The sequence below is a fragment of the Bacillus sp. hwrm1 genome (assembly GCF_040207805.1).
Lineage (GTDB): Bacteria > Bacillota > Bacilli > Bacillales > Bacillaceae > Bacillus > Bacillus velezensis.
Genome location: NZ_CP157943.1, coordinates 2,276,198 through 2,296,569 on the forward strand (window position 1 = coordinate 2,276,198; position 20,372 = coordinate 2,296,569).

The 20,372-nt window shown below is 40.7% G+C and carries 16 protein-coding genes and 2 pseudogenes; 5 read left to right on the forward strand and 13 right to left on the reverse strand.

Translation table 11 applies throughout. The features are described from left to right. Positions 1 to 141: 141 nt before the first annotated feature. The gene (gene xylB / locus ABK447_RS11740; protein WP_046702326.1) at positions 142 to 1,641 is read right to left on the reverse strand and encodes a xylulokinase; all 1,500 of its coding nucleotides are present in this window, start codon (positions 1,639 to 1,641) and stop codon (positions 142 to 144) included. 135 nt (positions 1,642 to 1,776) lie between these two features. Further along, entirely contained in the window at positions 1,777 to 3,114 is a 1,338-nt protein-coding gene (xylA, locus tag ABK447_RS11745; RefSeq protein WP_053104422.1) for a xylose isomerase, read from the reverse strand. A gap of 263 nt (positions 3,115 to 3,377) precedes the next feature. Here xylA and ABK447_RS11750 point away from each other — a divergent pair, with 263 nt between their 5' ends. Further along, complete coding sequence (locus ABK447_RS11750) at positions 3,378 to 4,532, forward strand: xylose repressor (RefSeq protein ID WP_025284775.1); 1,155 nt, start codon at positions 3,378 to 3,380, stop codon at positions 4,530 to 4,532. Positions 4,533 to 4,675: 143 nt separating this feature from the next. Here the strand turns inward: ABK447_RS11750 and xynB are convergent, their stop codons facing one another. Next, complete coding sequence (gene xynB / locus ABK447_RS11755) at positions 4,676 to 6,277, reverse strand: xylan 1,4-beta-xylosidase (RefSeq protein WP_046702327.1); 1,602 nt, start codon at positions 6,275 to 6,277, stop codon at positions 4,676 to 4,678. A gap of 42 nt (positions 6,278 to 6,319) precedes the next feature. Continuing rightward, a complete protein-coding gene (locus tag ABK447_RS11760) occupies positions 6,320 to 7,711 on the reverse strand; it encodes an MFS transporter (protein WP_007410362.1) in 1,392 nt (463 codons plus the stop codon). Positions 7,712 to 8,276: 565 nt separating this feature from the next. On the opposite strand from ABK447_RS11760, the gene ABK447_RS11765 reads away from it, so the two are divergent. Beyond that, positions 8,277 to 9,371 (forward strand): L-dopachrome tautomerase-related protein, encoded by a 1,095-nt coding sequence (locus tag ABK447_RS11765; protein ID WP_046702328.1) that lies wholly within the window; start codon positions 8,277 to 8,279, stop codon positions 9,369 to 9,371. Between the two features lie 735 nt (positions 9,372 to 10,106). Here the strand turns inward: ABK447_RS11765 and ABK447_RS11770 are convergent. Both ABK447_RS11770 and ABK447_RS11775 read right to left on the reverse strand, forming a co-directional pair. Beyond that, complete coding sequence (locus tag ABK447_RS11770; RefSeq protein WP_059366946.1) at positions 10,107 to 10,709, reverse strand: tetratricopeptide repeat protein; 603 nt, start codon at positions 10,707 to 10,709, stop codon at positions 10,107 to 10,109. A 311-nt stretch (positions 10,710 to 11,020) separates the two neighbouring features. Continuing rightward, positions 11,021 to 11,212 (reverse strand): hypothetical protein, encoded by a 192-nt coding sequence (locus tag ABK447_RS11775; protein ID WP_160223069.1) that lies wholly within the window; start codon positions 11,210 to 11,212, stop codon positions 11,021 to 11,023. Positions 11,213 to 11,491: 279 nt separating this feature from the next. Between ABK447_RS11775 and ABK447_RS11780 the strand changes: the two are divergent. From ABK447_RS11780 to ABK447_RS11790, 3 genes and pseudogenes are all read left to right on the forward strand, one after another. Further along, positions 11,492 to 12,701: pseudogene (locus ABK447_RS11780) on the forward strand (ribonuclease YeeF family protein); the annotation flags it as partial. 110 nt (positions 12,702 to 12,811) lie between these two features. Next, positions 12,812 to 13,165: a hypothetical protein gene (locus tag ABK447_RS11785; protein ID WP_079978832.1), complete on the forward strand. Its 354-nt coding sequence runs from the start codon at positions 12,812 to 12,814 to the stop codon at positions 13,163 to 13,165. Positions 13,166 to 13,190: 25 nt separating this feature from the next. After that, positions 13,191 to 13,472 carry a hypothetical protein gene (locus ABK447_RS11790; RefSeq protein WP_059366950.1) on the forward strand — a complete coding sequence of 94 codons (282 nt, stop codon included), beginning with the start codon at positions 13,191 to 13,193 and terminating at the stop codon, positions 13,470 to 13,472. Between the two features lie 55 nt (positions 13,473 to 13,527). On the opposite strand, the gene ABK447_RS11795 is transcribed toward ABK447_RS11790, so the two are convergent. The 7 genes and pseudogenes from ABK447_RS11795 to spoVK form a co-directional block, all read right to left on the reverse strand. Beyond that, positions 13,528 to 13,944: a hypothetical protein gene (locus tag ABK447_RS11795; RefSeq protein WP_059366952.1), complete on the reverse strand. Its 417-nt coding sequence runs from the start codon at positions 13,942 to 13,944 to the stop codon at positions 13,528 to 13,530. Between the two features lie 118 nt (positions 13,945 to 14,062). Next, positions 14,063 to 14,326, reverse strand: a pseudogene (locus tag ABK447_RS11800) (peptidoglycan-binding protein); the annotation flags it as partial. Positions 14,327 to 14,723: 397 nt separating this feature from the next. Continuing rightward, positions 14,724 to 16,058 (reverse strand): type I glutamate--ammonia ligase, encoded by a 1,335-nt coding sequence (gene glnA / locus ABK447_RS11805; protein WP_007410365.1) that lies wholly within the window; start codon positions 16,056 to 16,058, stop codon positions 14,724 to 14,726. 57 nt (positions 16,059 to 16,115) lie between these two features. Further along, on the reverse strand, positions 16,116 to 16,520 hold the full coding sequence (locus ABK447_RS11810; protein ID WP_007410366.1) for a MerR family transcriptional regulator: 405 nt from the start codon (positions 16,518 to 16,520) through the stop codon (positions 16,116 to 16,118). Between the two features lie 109 nt (positions 16,521 to 16,629). Continuing rightward, positions 16,630 to 17,895 carry an aminotransferase class I/II-fold pyridoxal phosphate-dependent enzyme gene (locus tag ABK447_RS11815; RefSeq protein ID WP_025284770.1) on the reverse strand — a complete coding sequence of 422 codons (1,266 nt, stop codon included), beginning with the start codon at positions 17,893 to 17,895 and terminating at the stop codon, positions 16,630 to 16,632. A 16-nt stretch (positions 17,896 to 17,911) separates the two neighbouring features. Next, complete coding sequence (hflX, locus tag ABK447_RS11820; protein ID WP_042635219.1) at positions 17,912 to 19,174, reverse strand: GTPase HflX; 1,263 nt, start codon at positions 19,172 to 19,174, stop codon at positions 17,912 to 17,914. Between the two features lie 129 nt (positions 19,175 to 19,303). Continuing rightward, positions 19,304 to 20,272 (reverse strand): stage V sporulation protein K, encoded by a 969-nt coding sequence (gene spoVK / locus ABK447_RS11825; RefSeq protein ID WP_015417523.1) that lies wholly within the window; start codon positions 20,270 to 20,272, stop codon positions 19,304 to 19,306. Between the last annotated feature and the right edge of the window lie 100 nt (positions 20,273 to 20,372).

The window sequence follows — 20,372 nt, forward strand, 5'->3', positions numbered from 1 at the left end:
GCTTTTCAGCATGATATAATCATAATATAAGATGGATATCTATGACTTTTCAAAAAGAAAGCGCGCGTGTTCTGATTATATCACCGTGTCTGTTTTTGTGCAATATAAAAAGAACCTGGCCAATTTGGCGAGGTTCTTTCTTCATTTTTGTCGAAAGCTCTTTAAAGCTGTATTGAGATCTTTTGTGTGAACGTAAATGTTCTTATACAACTCGAATAGTGTTTTATATTTTTGAACATTTTGTTCTTTTGGATTAAATGCAGCTGCTTCATGAATGAACTGCTCTGCACATTCTTCAAGAGAGTCAAACCACCCGCTTCCGAAGGCAGCTAACATCGCAGCCCCCATGGCGGGACCTTGTTCATTCTCTAACTTAACAACCCTCGTATTGAAAATATCAGCCTGCATTTGAAGCCACGTTTCATTTTTAGCTCCCCCGCCAATAGAGACAACCGTATCAACTGATTTTCCCGCTTCGCGGAATAGCTCAATTGATTCATATAAAGAGAATGTGATGCCTTCCATTATCGCCCTCAAAAAGTGCTCTCTTTTATGGGCTCCGTCCATTCCGATCAAGCTTCCCCGAATAGATGAATCAGCATGCGGCGTTCTTTCACCGACTAAGTAAGGAGTGTACAGCAGTCCATTTGCTCCTATCGGAACAGATTCCACCCCCCGCAATAATTGTTCAAACGATTCGTTCGGCGCAAACGTTCTTTTGAACCAGTCTAAGCTGTATCCAGCAGCGAGCGTGACTCCCATCGTATAAAAAGAATCCTTCTTTCCATGATTAAAAAAGTGCACTTTCCCTTTAAAGTCCCTTTCTTTGTCTTCTTCACAGGAAAGTATGACTCCTGACGTCCCGATACTGCATAATGTTTTTCCGGAAGAAAGAATACCGGCTCCGACAGCACCGCAAGCATTGTCTGCTCCCCCGGCGTACACTTTTGTTTTTTCCAACAGCCCAGTCTCCGCCGCAACGCTCGGAAGCAGCGATCCTACACAGTCATGGGATTCAACAAGCGGAGGACAAATTTCCGCTGAAATACCATATTGATTGCAAATCTCATCGCTCCACTCTTTGCGGGTCATATGTAAAAGTAACGTTCCCGCCGCATCGGAGTATTCGGTGTGAATGGCGCCAGTCATGCGGAATCTCACATAGTCTTTCGGAAGCAAAAAAACAGCGGTTTTGTTAAAAAGTTCAGGCTCATGTTCCTTCACCCATAACATTTTAGGTAATGTAAACCCTTCAAGGACACGGTTTTTTGTGATATCAAGCAGATGATCGCCAAATGTCTCGGTCATCCTGCTACATTGAGGCGTCGTTCTGGTATCATTCCAAAGAATCGCATGACGCAGCACCCGCCGATCTTGATCAAGCAGTACTAACCCATGCATTTGTCCTGAATAGCTAATCCCGTCAATATCCCCGGCTTGAACGTTGGATATCGAAATCAATTCAGCCAATGCTTCAATTGTTTGCTGCACCCAGTCTTCAGGATTTTGCTCACTATATCCCGCCTTCTCTTGGATGAGCGGGTAACTTTTGGACGTTTCTGCACAAACCTTGCCGTTTTGATTGACTAAAATGGTTTTAACGGCACTCGTACCAAGATCTATTCCAATGACATACTTCATTTTTTCACTCCTTCCTCTCTAAATAGATCTCCATTGAAATGACCCGCCATAACAGTAACTTCATGACGGGCCATTCCGGGAACTCGGCTGCCTGCATCTTTTTATAGCGGGATCTGGAGCTTCTTTTTTCATTTGTTATACCTCTAAAATGTATTGGTTTAATATCGCTTTTAACCGCTCCTGTCTCCCTGATTCGTTTTTAATTGGCTGATTGTTCAGCGCATATTGCTCAAGCGTCTTAAAATCAGCTCTTCCTTCTGCAATTTCAAGCCCAATCCCTTCAGTAAAGCTGCGGTAACGGTGTTGAATCACATCTTCAAACACACGATCTTCGATTAATTTGTGGGCGGCTTTCAACCCTCTTGCAAATGTATCCATCCCTGCAACATGGGCATATAGTAAATCATCAGGCTCAAAAGAAGATCTCCTCACCTTTGCGTCAAAGTTTAATCCGCCGCTTCCAAGACCGCCATTTTGCAGGATTTCGTACATTGCTAATGTCGCAGAATATAAATCTGTCGGAAATTCATCTGTGTCCCAGCCTAAAAGCGGATCACCCTGATTCGCGTCAACAGAGCCAAGAAGGCCATGCACTCTCGCCATGCGTAATTCATGTTCGAATGTATGCCCGGCTAATGTGGCATGATTGGCTTCGAGATTTAATTTAAAATGATTCTCTAAGCCATATTGTTTTAAAAAGGCAATGGTTGTTGCTGCGTCCGTATCATATTGATGGGTGGTCGGCTCTTTTGGTTTTGGTTCAATCAAAAACTGCCCTGTATACCCGATTTCCTTCGCATAATCCGCTGCCATATGCATAAATCTGGCCATATTATCAAGCTCAAATTTTAAATCGGTATTTAACAAAGTTTCGTACCCTTCACGTCCGCCCCAAAATACATAGTTCTCGGCGCCAAGCTCCTTTGCTGTTTCTAATCCTTTTTTTACTTGGGCTGCGGCATACGCAAATACATCTGCATTACAAGAAGTCGCCGCACCATGGACGAAACGGGGATTCGTAAACATGTTTGCAGTATTCCATAATAGCTTAACGCCGCTGGTTCTCATGTAGTCTTTTATCATGTCCACGATTATATCCAGATTTTGATTTGTCTCTTTTAACGTACTTCCTTCCGGTGCGATATCCCGGTCATGAAAAGCAAAAAATGGCGCATCCAGTTTTTCAAACAGCTCAAACGCTGCATCTACCCTCGCTCTCGCCAGATCCATGCCTTTATAGTGATCCCACGGTCTTTGCATCGTAGCTGCGCCAAAAATGTCTGTGCCGTCAGCGGTAAATGTATGCCAATAGGCAATAGAAAATCGCAAATGCTCTTTCATCGTTTTTCCGCCAATTACTTCTTGAGAATTATAGTATTTAAATGCTAAAGGATTCGTGGATTCTTTCCCTTCGTAAATCAATTTGTTTGCGCTTTCAAAATAGTTGACCGAACCGGAATGAGAGTGAGCCATGTGTGATTTCCCCCTTAAAAATAAATTCTAAACATGATCATTCAAATACAGATGCTTTTATGTCATGTTGCACATTAGTTTGTTGCCCAAACAAACTAACTTATTTTCATCTTATATAACCTCATCAGTATTTTCAATATTTTTTTTAGTTTTTTACGAACACATTAGATATAATAAAGGTTGGATTCGCTATGTACTGCGTTTCGCACGATAACACAGAACGTTCAACTTAATTTAAAGATTATACAAATGGAGTGGATGAAGTGGATATCGCTGATCAAGCCTTTGTCAAAAAAGTTAACCAAAAGTTATTGCTAAACGAAATACTTAAAAATTCACCTATTTCAAGAGCAAAATTATCTGAAATGACCGGATTAAATAAATCAACTGTTTCGTCACAGGTAAACACATTAATGAAAGAAAACCTCGTATTTGAAATCGGTCAGGGACAATCAAGCGGCGGCAGAAGACCTGTTATGCTTGTTTTTAATAAAAAAGCAGGATACTCCGTAGGAATAGATGTTGGCGTGGATTATGTTAATGGCATTTTAACAGATCTTGAAGGGACGATCGTCCTTGATCAACACCACCATTTGGAATGCAATTCTCCAGAAATCACTAAAGATATTTTAATTGAGATGATTCATCACTTTATTGCAAATATGCCGCAATCTCCATACGGCCTTATTGGTATAGGGATATGCGCGCCCGGGCTGATTGACAAAAATCAAAAAATCGTTTTCGCTCCGAACGCCAACTGGAGAGATATTGACTTAAAATCTTTCATCCAAAAGAAGTTCAATGTGCCCGTTTTTATTGAAAATGAGGCAAATGCCGGCGCATATGGAGAAAAAGTATTTGGTGCTGCAAAAAATCACGATAACATTATTTATGCAAGTATCGGTACAGGAATAGGGATCGGCGTTATGATCAACAATCATTTATATAGAGGGGTTGGCGGATTCTCTGGAGAAATGGGACATATGACAATAGACTTTAAGGGTCCTAAATGCAGCTGCGGAAACCGAGGCTGCTGGGAATTGTATGCTTCAGAGAAGGCTTTATTAACATCTCTTCAGACGAAAGAGAAAAAAGTGTCCAGCCAAGATATCATAGACCTCGCCCATCTGAATGATGTTGGAACTTTACAGGCATTACAGAATTTTGGTTTCTATTTAGGAATAGGCCTGACCAATATTTTAAATACATTTAATCCGCAAGCCATCATTTTAAGAAACAGCATCATTGAATCGCATCCTATGGTTTTACATTCAATTAAAAGCGAAGTGTCATCGAGGGTTTATTCCCAACTAGACAATAGCTATGAATTATTACCATCTATCTTAGGAAAAAATGCCCCTGCTCTAGGAATGTCCTCTATTGTTATTGATCATTTTCTCGACATGGTTCATAACTGAAATGTACATACTTCTATGTTTTACGCTCATCTTTAAAGATGGGTTTTTTTATTCTAGGAGTATTTCTGAATCAATACTGACAAAGGCACCTTCTAATATGAAAAAGGAGTTCTAAAATAGAAATCTCCTTTTTCATGTGCTAATTATTTTTCTTTATAACGGAAATATCTGAAGTCGGCCGGAATATGATGACCGCTCGTATCTTGGCATTGCATCCCTACAAAAGCTCCTGTAAAGAATCCCCCGCCGCGGATGTAATCATCTGATAATTTTTTCGATTCTAATGCAATGTCGATTTTGTGCCAATCTTCTTTGTTAAATGAATACAAATAATAATATTTTTCGTTTTCAATATTCACTTTTAAATAGACATACTTGACTTCACGAGGAATCACAATTTTATTTTTTAACGGTTGTGAAAAAGAAAAGTTATCACATATCGTTAATTCAAGAATACGGCCAAGTTCTTCATCATACGTGACTTGAAGAGCCGTCCAATTCTCTGTATTGTAATAGTTCACCAAACCAGCGGCTTGCTGAAAATTTTCCGGATAAAACGCAACAGCCGTTTCCGCTTCAAAATGGAGGCTTTGCCAGCGTCTGGCTACAAATGCCTGAGTAAATGTCGAAGTTAAGGATTCATGGCCGTATAATCGTAAATGATTTGGCGCTTGAGTTAATGAACCTAATTTCTCCGTAAACGGGATTCTTAACGTTTGAAAATTAATATTTAATATTGCATCCTCAAATTCATCAACTTCCGGATAGGTTTCTTCAAACATTGTTTCAGGTATAGAAGGCGCTTCCACTTCCAAGCTCCCTTCTTTTCCGCCTTCTACATAAGGCCAGCCATCTTTCCAATAGAGCTTTTGAATAGCTGTTTCTCTGCCCAGAGGACAATATCCTCTCTGCTGAAAAATTGAATCATCGTCCGGGTGAATGGGACGTCCCGTTAAATGAGCTAAATACCACTCGCCTGTATGTGTTTGTACAATGGATGCATGTCCGCATTTTTGCAGCGGATTTTCCGGCGCATGCCATGACGTTAAGATAGGATTATCAGGATGTACTTCATATGGACCCTCAATATTTGCAGAACGGGCAATTGTAGCAGCATGTTCGAACCGTGTTCCTCCTTCTGCGGTTAATAAATAATAATAGTTCCCGATACGGTAAAGGTGCGGCGCTTCTGTCAGCTTTCTTTCAGTTCCTTTAAAAATCACTTTCGGTTTACCGATTAGTTTTTGCTCCTTATCAGAATATTCCTGCATGACAATGCCTCCAAAGGAGTGCCGATCAATACGCTGATCCCATAACATATTTAATAAATATTTTTTCCCATCCGTATCATGGAACAAAGAAGCATCAAAACCCGAGCTGTTTAATGTGATCGGCTCCCCCCAATCACCATCAATCGTGTCACAAGTCACTAAATAATTGTGGCAATCTTTCCAGGCGCCATCTACTACCTTAACATCCGTATAGATCAGCCAAAACTTTCCGTCGCTGTAACTTAAACATGGCGCCCAGACCCCGCCTGAATTAGGATTTCCTTTCATGTCTAATTGCGAAACTCTCTTTAATGGATGTGCAACTAAGCGCCAATTGACTAAATCTTTTGAGTGGTGTATCTGGACTCCCGGAAACCACTCAAATGTAGATACAGCGATATAATAATCCTCTCCAACCCTGCAAATACTCGGATCGGGGTTGAATCCTTTAAGTACTGGATTGATGATCTTCATTTTGAACTCCTCCTCAGCTATTTTCTGTTGACTCATCATGTTTTAAGCTTTGAAATCGTCAATATGATCCAAATAAACTTTGTCTCTATTCTCTAATTCTCGAACCATGCTTTTATATTTTTTCTCATCTAAGTTATAGAAATTAATATCAATCATGGCCAGAACCAGTAAGAACACGGGAATAATGGTTGTTGTAATTAAAATTCCCGTCAATGCCTCCGGCGTTTGCACCTGATTTGCCACATATCCAAACTGATCTAGAACCAAACCCGGTACAACCCCTCCCAAGGCCATGCCGAATTTAAAGAAAAATCCGATAATAGCGTATATAAGACCGCCCATTCTTTTCCCGGTCTTATACTCTCCATATTCTATTGTTTCAGGAATAAGCGCCCACATATATCCCCCGGCAGTGAGACTTCCTGCAGCAGCCAGCAATCGAAAGGAAAGTATCAGGAATACATTACTTGACGGAACGAAAAGTAAAGCTAAGAGGCCGATCATATTCAGTAATAATGCATAGTTTAGTAATTTCTTCTTCCCTAATAATTGATGAAGCTTTGGAATAAACGGTAAAATGACCAAAGCAGGCAAACTTCCCAACAAACCGTACCACTTCACTAAATCCGCTCTTTCTAAATTATACGTTACGTAATAGATGCCAACCGAATTACTGATTGAATTCACTCCAAAAATAATAATAAAGAAAATACTTAATACAACTAGAGGCCGATTAACACGAAATTGCTCAAATATATCCGAAAATTTAATTTTTTCTTCCGATTTTTGAAGCGTGACACGCTCTTTTGTGCTTTTAAAACAAAAGATTAAAAGGCACCCGCCTATAACTCCCATAATACCCATGGTTAGCTGCCAGCCAAGAGATTCGCTGCCGGAATTATCGCTTAAATAAGCAGCCAGTAAGGGAACAAAAAATGCAACGACAAGTCCTCCAAGATTTGCAAATAACATACGGACAGACGTTATACTAACAACTTCTTGATTATTTCTGGTCATTGCAGATGTTAACGCGCCATATGGCACGTTTATCATGGTGTATGTAAGCGATAAGCCGACATAGGTGATATAGGCATATATTAATTTCCCCATATCCGAAAAATCCGGGGTTGTAAAACAGAGTATTGCCAATATGACAAAGGGAAAAGCTCCGAATAAAAGATACGGTCTGAAGCGGCCAAACCTGCTATTTGTTCTGTCAACTATTGTTCCAATAAAAGGATCAGCGAGAGCGTCGATGATTCTAACCACTAAAAACATCGTACCGGCTGTTGCTGCCGATAAACCAAAAACATCTGTATAGAAGAACAAAAGATACGTAGACACTGTTGCATAAATTAAATTACATGCAAAATCTCCAGACGCATATCCAACTTTTTCAACCATGCTGATCTTCTTTACATTTTCACTGAGCATGATTTCCTCCCCTTTTCGATCCTTTACATAAGGAACATGATGAAATGGTATAACATTTCTTTAAAATTATCAGCCAGTGAGCGGCATATAAAAGCGCTTTCAAAAAAATGATAGCGGTTTACTTTCACAGAGCATTTTCAACATCCAAATGGTGATCAGATAGCAGTGAACAGGATAAAAGCTTGGCTTTCGCTTTTTATATACCTCCAATTAAATCGAGCCTCTTATCCCCCTCCCATTTAAGACCTTTACATGATGGACAATTAAAGTGGTTTTATTAGTTTGTTGATCGAACAAACTAACTTGATTTCATATTATAAAATCTTTTCTGCTTTTTCAACTCTTTTTTCAGAGAATTTAAAACCGACCAAAGGACATACCATGTTGTAATTGCCGACTGCTTCGACAGACGTTAAGTAACCCCCCCTGTGTCACCTGACTGACTTATTAAATGATAAGAACTTCCATCATCTTTTGTTTAGAAAAACTTATTAAGAAACATGCACTAGAAAAAATGCGAATCATATATAAGTGATATCCCGTTTAATTGGTTGAGGAGGATATTATGAAACCTATGCTGCCTTTTGAAAAATATTTTGGGGATTTAGAACTGGTTTATGCATTTTATGGAGCTATGCCTACCGGTGTTACTGTTTCAGAAACTGGTCGTATTTTCATTTGTTTTCCGAAATGGGGAGACAATGTTAAATTTACGGTGGCGGAAATAATTGGGGATAAATTGCAGCCTTATCCTGATTTACAAACCAATTTGGTTAACCCTGAGAATATCAAAATGACTTTCATCAGTGTCCAAAGTGTAGTTACTGATGGAAGAGGAACGCTTTGGGTACTAGATACGGCGGCACCCAATTTTTCTGAACCAATTAAAGGCGGGGCAAAATTAGTCGCTGTTGATTTAAAAACCAATACAATCAGAAGAGTTTATACCTTTACAGAAGATGTTGTCCTTCCAACAACTTACCTGAATGATGTCCGATTTGATTTTCGTGTTGGAACTGCAGGTTATGCCTATATAACGGATTCTTCTTCCAAAGGACCAGGAGCTATTATCGTCGTGGATTTAGAAACCGGAAACGCATTTAGACGGTTAAATGGAGCAAATCCAACTTCACCGGATTCCTATTTTATACCGAAAGTAGAAGGCAAAATTTTGATGAATCGTAACAGGGATGGTTCAACTTCCCCATTTAGGCTGGCATCCGACGGTATTGCGATTTCTCCTGACGGAAAGGTATTATTTTTTTGTCCACTGACCAGCCGTCATCTGTTCTCGATCTCAACAGAAGCCCTGAGAGATAGAAATATACCGGACATGGATTTACTTTATCATGTGGCGTATTGGGGAGAAAAAGGCGCGTCTGATGGAATGATTACAGATGCGAAAGGAGCCATTTATGCCGGAGATTATGAGAACAATAGTATTCGAAAGATGCTGCCGAATGGCACAATGGAAACCATCGCACATGATCCGAGAATTTTATGGCCGGATACTTTTTCGATTGGTCCGGATGAATACTTATATGTCATCGTGAACCAATTACATCGGCAGGCTAGATTTCATTATGGAAAAGACTTACGACAGAAACCTTATAGTTTACTTCGTATCAAAATTGATGAATTTCCTGCTCCTGCTTTTTGAAAATAAAAATGGCCGGTTCAATTTTAGAACATAATTAGCTTCATTTAGCCTTCATCCTAAACCGAATAAGGGATTACAATAAATACGTGTCCTCAATTATGGAGTTAGATTCATAACTTCAATTTTTTTGGTCATATTTTGGTCAAGGACCAAAAATGTTGTTCTTTTAATCTTATGACCAAAACCAAAAAATCCCCTGACACCAATAGTGCCAAGGGATTGAGAGATTAATACTGAGACATATATTGTTCGCGCTCCCACGGATGAACCTGTGTGCGGATTATAACCTAGACAATATTTCAATGTCATAATGCATGATAAACGTTGAATTAAAAAGGTTTTGTTATTTGTCTTCGAATAACAAATCATCAAGGATATTATATTTGTGGGTGTCTTTGTGGGCGCCCACATCTATTTCTTTTTAGATTTTTATTGTAATCTAAAGGTACATATAACGGGATTAATTACATTTTTTCACTTTATGAAGATGAGGTCTGATAAAAAGAGACAACTCCCATTATCATTAACACGATGACTATCCCTAAGATGCTCCATAATGTTATTTTAACGCCTTTTGTCATATTATGACCCCCATCTTTTAATTGAGACTTGATTTTTATTATGTGCCGACTGGCTTTTCAGCTACATGTTTATTAGAAAACCCCATAAAACCCGCAACAGCTACCCCGTTCAAACAAGCAACAGATAATGCCGCAAAAAGAATTCTCTTTTTCATCAAATTCCCTCCAACTGCTTCATTTTCTTTTCAGCTAAAATAGCTTTATTAGAAAACTTTAGAGCCTCTTTATAAAATCCCCTTTCTTCAAATTTTTTTGAAGTGATTAGAGCTAGATCGCGAATGCTGTCAAAGTCATTTTGTTCTGCTAATCTGTTCATATGACTGTGAATCCGATCAACACGCTCATTTAAAGGACTTTGTGAAAGCTCATGAATAATATTTATTTTAGCTTCGTATATTTTATTTTGTTTTTGTCTAAGATTTTCCTGTCCCTTTTTCAAATAATATGATGCTTTATTGTTTTCCCCCATCATCACCAGCTCTTTTGCGATCATATATAATGAATTTATATAATACGATAATCCACACCACTCTTTATTTCTTAATGCATGCTTAATGGCATTAAGACAATCTTGCGGCCGCTTCGCTTCTGAATATGTAATGCTTAAATTGTGATGAATCATAGCCACGAAAAATGAATCTTCCAATTTCTTTGCCACTTTAATTGCTTGTAAATAATGTTCCTCCGATTTTTCGTATTGTCCCAATTCAGTGTAATTATGAGCAACCACCATTAAAGACGTCGCAAATTGCTTCAAGTAATTTTCATTATTCTTAAAGATATTCATTGCATTGGTTATATAATTTAACGGATGTTCTGGCCCAACATCATGTACATAGAGGCAACCTTTGAATAAAATTCTGCAGCTTCAATTTCATCCGGTATTAATGAAAGCTTTTTTTCAACGATATTAAATAAACTTATGGCGCTCTCGAAATTTCTATTATATGACTCGAAAAGCGCTTCAAATAAATAAAAATAATATTCAATCATATGGTCTGTTTTTAGGATTTCATCAGCGTGGTTCTCATTAAAGTATGAATGAGGCGGCAGCTCCTCCCCTTTAACTTACAAAAGCATTTTATGCCTTTCTTCCAGCAGAGAATAATACATTAAAACCTCTTGATCCTCTTCCATTTCATCTAAAAGTGGTTTGATCTCTTCAAAATATTTCTCAGCAGACTCAGCGTCTTGTTGTTTTATCGCGATATACCAATCATTTAATATATTTGCAACTCTTTCAGAAGCCAGTTTACTCATACGATAAACCCCTCTTTCTACAAATATTCTAAATTTTCTCAAAAAACATTATATGTTTAGCATAATATGTAATATATAGAAATAATTTTCGACATGCCGCAATTCCAATCAGAGGAAAGGGCAATTCAACCTATTTTTTAAAGTTCGAATCAAAGGCTAAAAGTAAAAATAAACCAAACCAAAAGAACTATTTTGTATTTGGAAGTTTTGTTATGTATTTACTCCGGGTTTCATCGTGGTAAAATTTTGAATAACATTTTATCACGAAAGGATATGATCATGAAAATCATTGAAGCAACCACCCTGCTTTCTGCCGCCAAACAACGCGCAAACGAACACAAAGAATTGCGCAGCCAAATGACGAACCTGAAAAATGCGTTCCAAGGCATGGCAGACCTGGGCGACAGCGATTTTTCGGGCAAAGGCGCCGATAACATCAAAGCTTTATTTCAAGATCACGCTGGCGTCACAGATGAATGGCTGGAATTGATTGATATGAAAATTGCGTTTCTCACAAACATAGAAGCTATGATTGAAGATGCCGACCTTTCAGACTCTTATGTGAAGAATCTTTCCTTGAACATGAATTGACAAACGCACTTGATAAATCAAAAGCGATTATGCAAGAGCAGCGCAACGAAATGAAAGGTATCCTTGATAAAATCGCAGATATACTGCCGCTCGATCTCTTTTCAACCGATAACGCGGATCAAAAATTAGATAATTCTGATACAACCCAAAAATTGGTGAGCTGGATAACAATCTTTCAAATAAATATGGGCTGTTAGAAGCTAATGAGGCGTTCATTATGGCAGATTTTCAGGCATTACAAGATGCGACAGGGAAAGGCAAAAACGCCACCCCGCTCAACTATAATGCCAAGGCGTACCGGGAAAGTGAAATCCACCAGATGCAAGCAGGATTACATAAACAGTCGTCCGAATATCTTTCGTTCAAAAAGCAACAGGCTGATGAAAGAAGAATTGTGAAGGAACAGGAAGAGCTTGCGAACAGGCCTTGGTACGAAAAAACATGGGATGTTGTTTGTGATTTTACAGGTGAAGTTACCGGATATTATGATTATAAAAGGGCGGCTGATGGAGTTGACCCTGTTACAGGTGAAAAACTTACTGCCGGGCAACGGGTCGCAGCCGGGGGAATGGCTGCTGCAGGGTATATTCCGATTGTCGGGTGGGCCGGAAAATTAGCCAAAGGCGGAAAGGCTTTCTACTCAACGAGCAAAGCCATTTATAGGGCAGACAAAGCGCTTGATATCTATAAAACACCTAAGACATTCCCTGCCCTTCAAAACTCCAGCAAAGGACTTTATGGACTTGCATCTGCAAATGGTTTTAGTGAGGCTATAACTGGCCGGGATATGTTTGGAAATAAGATTTCTGAGGAGAGACGTGAGAACAGTTTTAATAGCGCTCTAGCTGCTCTTGGACCTGTAGGAGCAATTGGAACGGGAAAAGTATTGAAAGCAAGCACAGTAGCCGGCAAATCTTCAAACCTCTATCATGGGATAAAGATTTATATTCTACCAAAGCAGCTAACGGCTTAGGAAAATCACATATTGATCCGGAAACCGGAAATCTTGTGCCAATAAATAAAGAAGGTATATATAAAGGCAGACAAGTCACAGTAACAGAACATATTTTAGGAGGATATAGAGAAGCTCAAAAGTCCAATAGTCCGTACACCAATTTCACAATGAATAAAAATGTAATAACTAATTACGGTGATAATTCTATTGAATTGAATCTGCCGGCTTTGCGAAAGGCCATTCAATCAGGAGAAGTAAAAGGAGTAGCTATTTTATCTCCGAAACAAATTGAACGTCTAATTAAGAATGATAAGCATTCAGATTATTGGAAGAAAAGGGCTCTTAGTTGGACAAAAAGGGATACTGAATATTTACATAAGAGGCGAAATACCAAAAGAGTATTTTAAATTGCATCAAAAGGAGTCAAAATAGATGATTTTATATTTTAAAGGTACGAAATTAGGAGAAATTCATGATGTTTCCGGTGAGGGAATGTGGATGTATGGAATTCTAAAACCTGAAAAAGAAATTGAAGTTTTCAGGGATCTATTTAATGATCTTATAGATGAAGAAGGACAACTTGATGAAACTCGCTACGATAAAGAATGGTTAGAAGATGAAAATTGGTACATCATTGACGAGAACAGCAGCAAACGAGGAATCATTGTTCCTGCTGTTTACCCTGACGGAGCAATTAACTGGAGATGGAATTAATAAAGACTCAAAAAACTTATAGTAACTTTAAAAGGGAGCCATCGCTCCCTTTTTTTCACTGAATTACAGAACTTTCTAATGTGTATGATCCGCCAGTTTTTGCAGTGCTATATCCAGCAACCCTCATGCTATAAGTATAGCTTTTACTGACTGCAATAGTATACTTCGATAATTCTGAGGAATCATAAGAATTTACAAGAGTTACTTTTCCAGTATTTATATCTTCTTTGTAAATACTAACTTTTAACGGAGTTGTTGTACTATCTTTAGACAAATAAAACTTTACTTTTGTAGCTGCTCCCGGATGGAATTGCCACTCATGTCCTTCTTTAGCAGCAGCGGCATCAGCAAAAGATCCACTTACCTTGTCATTAAGAGGCAGTACACCTTTAAATTCATAGGCTGATGCACTTCCCATAGCAGTAAACATCAAAATCAGAACAAAAAACATTGATACTAACGACTTTTTCATTTCACATTTCCCCCTTTTAAAATTAAGTCACTGTAATAATACCCGCCTTCATTTAACAAATCCTCCCATTCGAATTAAACTTCATAAATTTGACACAATATGATAATAAAGGATACTACTAACTCCTGTTATCCTTCAATTTCTCTTCAATTTTCGCTTTTGTCTTAGGCCCATAAATGCCGTCAACAGTCAGACCATTTACTGACTGGAACCGCTTGACTGCATTTGCTGTTTTGGGACCATACACGCCATCAACACCGTTATTCTTTGTCCCCTTATCCGGGTAGAAATAAAGAGCCGCCAACGCTGTCTGTATTTGTTTTACGGCTGTGCCTCTGGTTAATGGGTTGGTGACTTTGAAAACACCGTCAGGCAGGGGGAATTTTGGCCTTTCCATCTGCTTAACCTTCAGTTCATTTAATATGAAAGAATCTCTGATTGAAGGAAACAGGCTGATACCAGCATCAACCGATTCCTTCAAAAATTTAAAGAAAAGTCTAAGCGTGGTTTTTTCACAAAAAAGAGGTTCAATTGGCTGTAGCTGGAAAATAAAAACGAATGGATCATCAAAACAAATAAAAAACGAGAATACAATATGGAGTTTATCAATAGCGATGACATACCTTTTTTTCGTGTAGCATATGAATGAGGATTATATCTCCAAATTATGGAGTAATTTTTTATTGTTTTGTGGGTGATACTTGATTTATATTAAGATGTTAAACTTGTTAAGAAACCAAAAAATCCCCTGACACCAATAGTGCCAAGGGATTGAGAGATTAATACTGAGACATGTATTGTTCGCGCTCCCACGGATGAACCTGTGTGCGGAACATATCCCATTCGATTTCTTTTGCTTCGATGAAGTGTTCGAACAGGTGCTCGCCGAGCGCCGCAACCATGACTTCGTTTGATTTGAATTCATCGAGAGCTTCCGCCAGTGTCGCCGGAAGATCTACGATGCCGTTTTCCATGCGCTCTTCTTTGCTCATGACGTAGATGTTGCGGTCAATCGGAGCCGGTGCTTCAAGTTTGTTTTTGATTCCGTCAAGGCCTGCTGCAAGCAATACGCTTAACGCCAGGTACGGGTTTGCCGCCGGGTCTACGCTGCGGACTTCAACACGCGTGCTGATGCCGCGGGAAGCCGGGATACGGATCAGCGGGCTTCTGTTTTGCGCGCTCCATGCCACGTAGCAAGGTGCTTCATAGCCCGGAACAAGGCGTTTGTAAGAGTTCACTGTCGGGTTTGTGACAGCCGTAAAGCTTGTCGCGTGTTTTACGATACCGGCAATGAAATGTTTTGCTGTTTCACTCAGCTGAAGATCAGCGTCTTTATCAAAGAACGCGTTAACGCTATCTTTAAAGAGTGATAGGTTGCAGTGCATACCGGAACCGTTTACGCCGAACAGCGGTTTTGGCATGAATGTCGCATGCAGACCGTGTTTGCGGGCGATCGTTTTGACAACCAGTTTGAAAGTTTGGATGTCGTCACAAGAACGGATGGCACCGGCATATTTAAAATCGATTTCGTGCTGACCCGGAGCAACTTCATGGTGAGATGCTTCGATTTCAAAGCCCATTTCTTCAAGCTCAAGCACGATATCGCGGCGGCAGTTTTCTCCCAAGTCAGTCGGAGCCAGGTCGAAGTATCCGCCTTTATCGTTCAATTCAAGCGTCGGTTCGCCTTTTTCATCTAATTTAAACAGGAAGAATTCAGGCTCAGGTCCAAGATTGAAATCGCTGAAACCGAGTTCTTTCATTTCTTTCAGAATCCGTTTGAGGTTGTTACGCGGGTCACCTTCGAACGGCGTGCCGTCCGGATTGTAAATGTCACAGATGAAGCGTGCTACTTTACCTTTTTCAGCCGTCCATGGGAAGATTACAAATGTGTTCAGATCAGGATATAAGTACATATCAGACTCTTCGATACGGACGAAACCTTCGATGGAAGAACCGTCGAACATGCATTTATTATCAAGTGCTTTTTCAAGCTGGCTCACAGGAATTTCCACGTTTTTAATCGTTCCGAGAATGTCTGTGAATTGAAGGCGGATATACTTTACGTTTTCCTCATTTACTAATTTTACGATGTCTTCTCTTGTGTACTTTGCCATTTCGTAAAACTCCTCCTCTAAAAGGTAAATGTATATAGCAAAACAGTTGCTAACGGATTAATGAAAGAATCGGGACATGTCACCTTGGCGGAAAGTATTTCCCCGCTGGAAACGGCCTGCCTGCATCAGTTCGTTTTTCAGAAGCTTTCTGAGTTCGTCATCAGACAGATTGTGCTTCATCGGTTTGGCGGTTTTTTCGGATTTTTCTTCCGGTTCGGCAGATGCCTTATCCAGAATTTGTTTGATCCCCGCCATATTGACGCCTTGTTCAATCAGATTTTTGATTTCTAACAGTTTATCTACATCATGGAATGAAAATAATCGTCTATTTCCTTCGCTTCTCGCTGGAAATATCAATCCATTTTCCTCATAATATCGAATTTGCCGGGCAGAAAGTTCTGTTAACTGCATGACAATCCCAATTGGAAATAAAGGCATTGAGCGGCGAATGTTATCACTCATCTCAATTTCCTCCTTTTCTTATCTTAGTCTCATTATAGGTGATGTTATATTTTGTGTCAACACAATGTAAGGAATCTTAACATCAAATTCTTTGAAAATTGCAAACGGCCTAAATCAGCTCTTTTTCCATTAAAGCATTTACGGCGCTGCAAATCGCATTTTTCACGTGCGCGTAGGTTAATCCTCCTTGGACATACGCGACATAAGGCGGTCTGATAGGTCCATCTGCTGATAATTCAATGCTTGCTCCCTGTACGAAAGTGCCCGCTGCCATAATGACATCGTCTTCATATCCCGGCATATAGCTCGGATAAGGCGTCACATGCGCATTAATCGGTGAAGCATATTGTATCGCCTGGCAAAAAGCGATCATCTTATCAGGGTCCTGAAACTCAACTGATTGAATCAGATCCGTTCTCGGCGCATTCCATGCAGGGTTTGACGTAAAGCCGAGCTTTTCAAGAAAACGGGCGGTAAATACCGCTCCCTTCAAGCTTTGCGCCACTACATGGGGAGCGAGAAAGAAACCTTGATACATTTCCTGCAGTGAATAAAGCGAAGCGCCGGCTTCACTTCCGATTCCCGGGGAGGTCATCCGGTAAGAGCAGGCCTCAATCCACTTGGCTTTCCCTACAAGATAGCCGCCCGTTTTAGCAAGGCCGCCGCCCGGGTTTTTAATCAGGGAGCCGGCCATAAGATCCGCTCCGACGTGGCAGGGTTCCCGCTCTTCTGCAAATTCTCCGTAGCAATTGTCCACAAAAACAATGACATCTTCTTTGATTTCCTTTACGAAACGAATCATCTCTTTAATTTCATTTATTCTGAAAGACGGACGATTCGCATATCCTTTTGAACGCTGGATGCCGATCACTTTTGTATTCGGCTGGATTGCAGCCCGGACCGCTTCAAAGTCCACTCTGCCTTCTGATGTTAAATCGACTGCATTGTATCCGATTTGAAATTCCTTAAGCGAGCCTGAATACTCCCCGCCTCTTACTCCGACGATTTCCTCGAGTGTATCGTAAGGCTTGCCTGTTATATAAAGCAATTCGTCCCCGGGTCTCAGCACACCAAAGAGCGCGATTGAAATCGCATGCGTTCCGGAAATGATTTGCGGCCGCACGAGTCCCGCCTCTCCTCCGAACACATCAGCATAGATCTTCTCCAGTGTATCTCGTCCGATATCATCATAGCCGTATCCGGTTGAAGGCGTAAAATGCGTATCGCTTACTTTATGTTTTCTGTAGCTTTGCAGGACTCTCCATTCATTCCGTTCACTGATTTCTTCTATTCTTTTATGAACGGCGGAGATTTCCGCTTCTGTTTCTTCGGCGGTTTTTTGTAAAAGAGCGCCGTGGGTCAGTGTGTCAAACATGTTGTGTATACCTTCCTTACATGAATTTCTTCAGTTCTCCGAGTATGCTTTGTTCTTCCTGTACATAACCCGAGACTTCGTAGCGTTCATTTTCTTCATTAAAATAAAGGCTGTCGATCATGGTCTCTGATTTGATGCGTGACATCAATTTGCCTTCGGCGGCAGGCACATGAACTTCATACGGCGTCATCAGCTCCCGGCGCAAATAAGCTTCGATTTCCGCTTTTAGTTTTGCTTCATCCCCGGCGATTCTGGCGCTGATCATGATGTGGCCTTCTCCCGCTGTCGGGATGAAGTCAGGAAGTGTCTCATCACGTTTGTTATAAGCGGTCAGCACCGGAATATCATCTGCCTCAAGCTCTTTTAACAGACCGAGGACCGTCTGTTCATGCCCGGCATAATCTTCATTGGATGAATCAATGACATGAATGATCAAGTCTGCTTCTTTCACTTCCTCAAGCGTTGAGCGGAAAGCGGCAATCAGCGTCGTCGGCAGGTCCTGAATGAAGCCGACCGTATCAGACAAAAGGACGCTGTAGCCGCTTGGGAGCGCCATCTTTCTCGTCATCGGATCAAGTGTTGCAAACAGCAGATCTTCTTCATAGCTGTCTGAGCTTGTTAATTGATTGAACCATGTTGATTTTCCGGCGTTGGTATAACCGACGAGTGCAGCCTGAAGCACGCCGTTCTTTTTACGTCTCTCCCGATAACGGCTTCTGTGGCGGATAACCGTTGAAAGCTGCACGTTAATTTCGTGTATGCGGTTTCTAATGTGGCGCCGGTCTGTTTCAAGCTTTGTCTCACCGGGTCCTCTCGTCCCGATTCCGCCGCCTTGTCTTGAGAGATTGATTCCTTGTCCGCTCAGACGCGGCAGCGCGTATTGAAGCTGGGCCAATTCGATCTGAAGCTTTCCTTCTCTCGTCTTCGCTCTTTTTGCGAAAATATCCAAAATAAGCTGCGTGCGGTCGATGATCTTCGCTTCAATTGCAGTGGCGAGTGATTTAAGCTGGCTCGGTGACAGTTCATCATTAAAAATGATCAGATCTGCTTCAAGCTCTTCACACAGCGCCTTCAGCTCGTCTACTTTCCCCTTGCCTATATATGTAGCGGCATCCGCTCTGTTCCGTTTTTGCGTAATCCGGGTCAGCACCGTTCCGTCAGCCGTTTTTGTCAATGAAGCAAGCTCTTCCATGGAATGTTCAAAGTGCTCATCTGTCATGTGCGGAAGCTGGCAGCCGACCAAAATGACCGTTTCTTTTTTTCCTTCCTGTTCGTTCAAATGGATGTTCCTTTCTGTGTCGTATTGGGCAGTAGTACTATCATACCAAACCCGCAGGGCGTATACCACACATCCGGCGGGTTTTAAAGAGAGAAATAAAAAAGAGACCCCTCAAACCGGCTGAGAGGTCTATTCGTGAGCTGCCGCCTCATCTTTTATAAGTAAATCCTGGCTCTTGATCGTCATTAAATCGTTTTTTAAGTATTGGTCTCCCATTAAAAGTCTCATGGCCTGAGCGCGGATTGATTTTTCAATCACGTTTCTGACAAAGCGCCCGTTGCTGAATTTAATGGGGCTTGTCGTGCTTTTCACTGTCATTAAGTAATCTTTTAACTTCCACTCGGCTTCCTGGCTTAATTGATACTCCCGCTCTGCTATCATGCGCTTTGCGATGTCCATCAGCTGAGTGACAGAGTAATCCGGAAAATCGATGCTGATAGGGAAACGCGATTGCAGGCCGGGATTTAATGACAGGAAATGTGTCATTTCTCTCGAGTACCCTGCCAGGATCAGAATAAATTCATGCTGTTTGTCTTCCATATGCTTGACAAGCGTATCAATCGCCTCTTTACCGAAATCCTTTTCTCCGCCCCTTGCAAGTGAGTATGCTTCATCAATGAATAAAATGCCCCCGAGCGATTTTTTAATCAGATCTCTCGTTTTTTGCGCCGTGTGTCCGATGTATTCACCGACCAGATCGGCACGTTCCGCTTCGATCAGATGTCCTTTGGAAAGCACGTTCATTTCGAAGAAAAGCTTGCCGATCAGTCTCGCGACGGTGGTTTTCCCGGTGCCGGGGTTCCCTTTGAACATCATATGAAGAGCTTGTTTTCCGACTTTCAGCCCTTGTTCGGCCCGTTTTTGGTTGACGAATATCCACGCGTAAATTTCTTTAATGTTGCGTTTCATTTCTTCCATACCCACTAATGTGTTCATTTCTTTTTCAATTTCTTTCAGAATGCTGTGCTTGGCTTCATTTTTTTGCAGGGCGGCCTGATATTCCGCCTCAGCTTCCGCATTTGTCAGCACTTGCTTTTGGCCATTAAGAATGATGTTAATTTGTCCGTTATTTTTATAGGTTACAGCGCGCTCCAACATGCTCACCTCTCTGTTCTCTCTTTATCTTACTCATGATGAAGCGGTTCCGTGACATCCGCCTATCATCATGAGACCCGTTTTCCTCTTTATCTGTCACTTT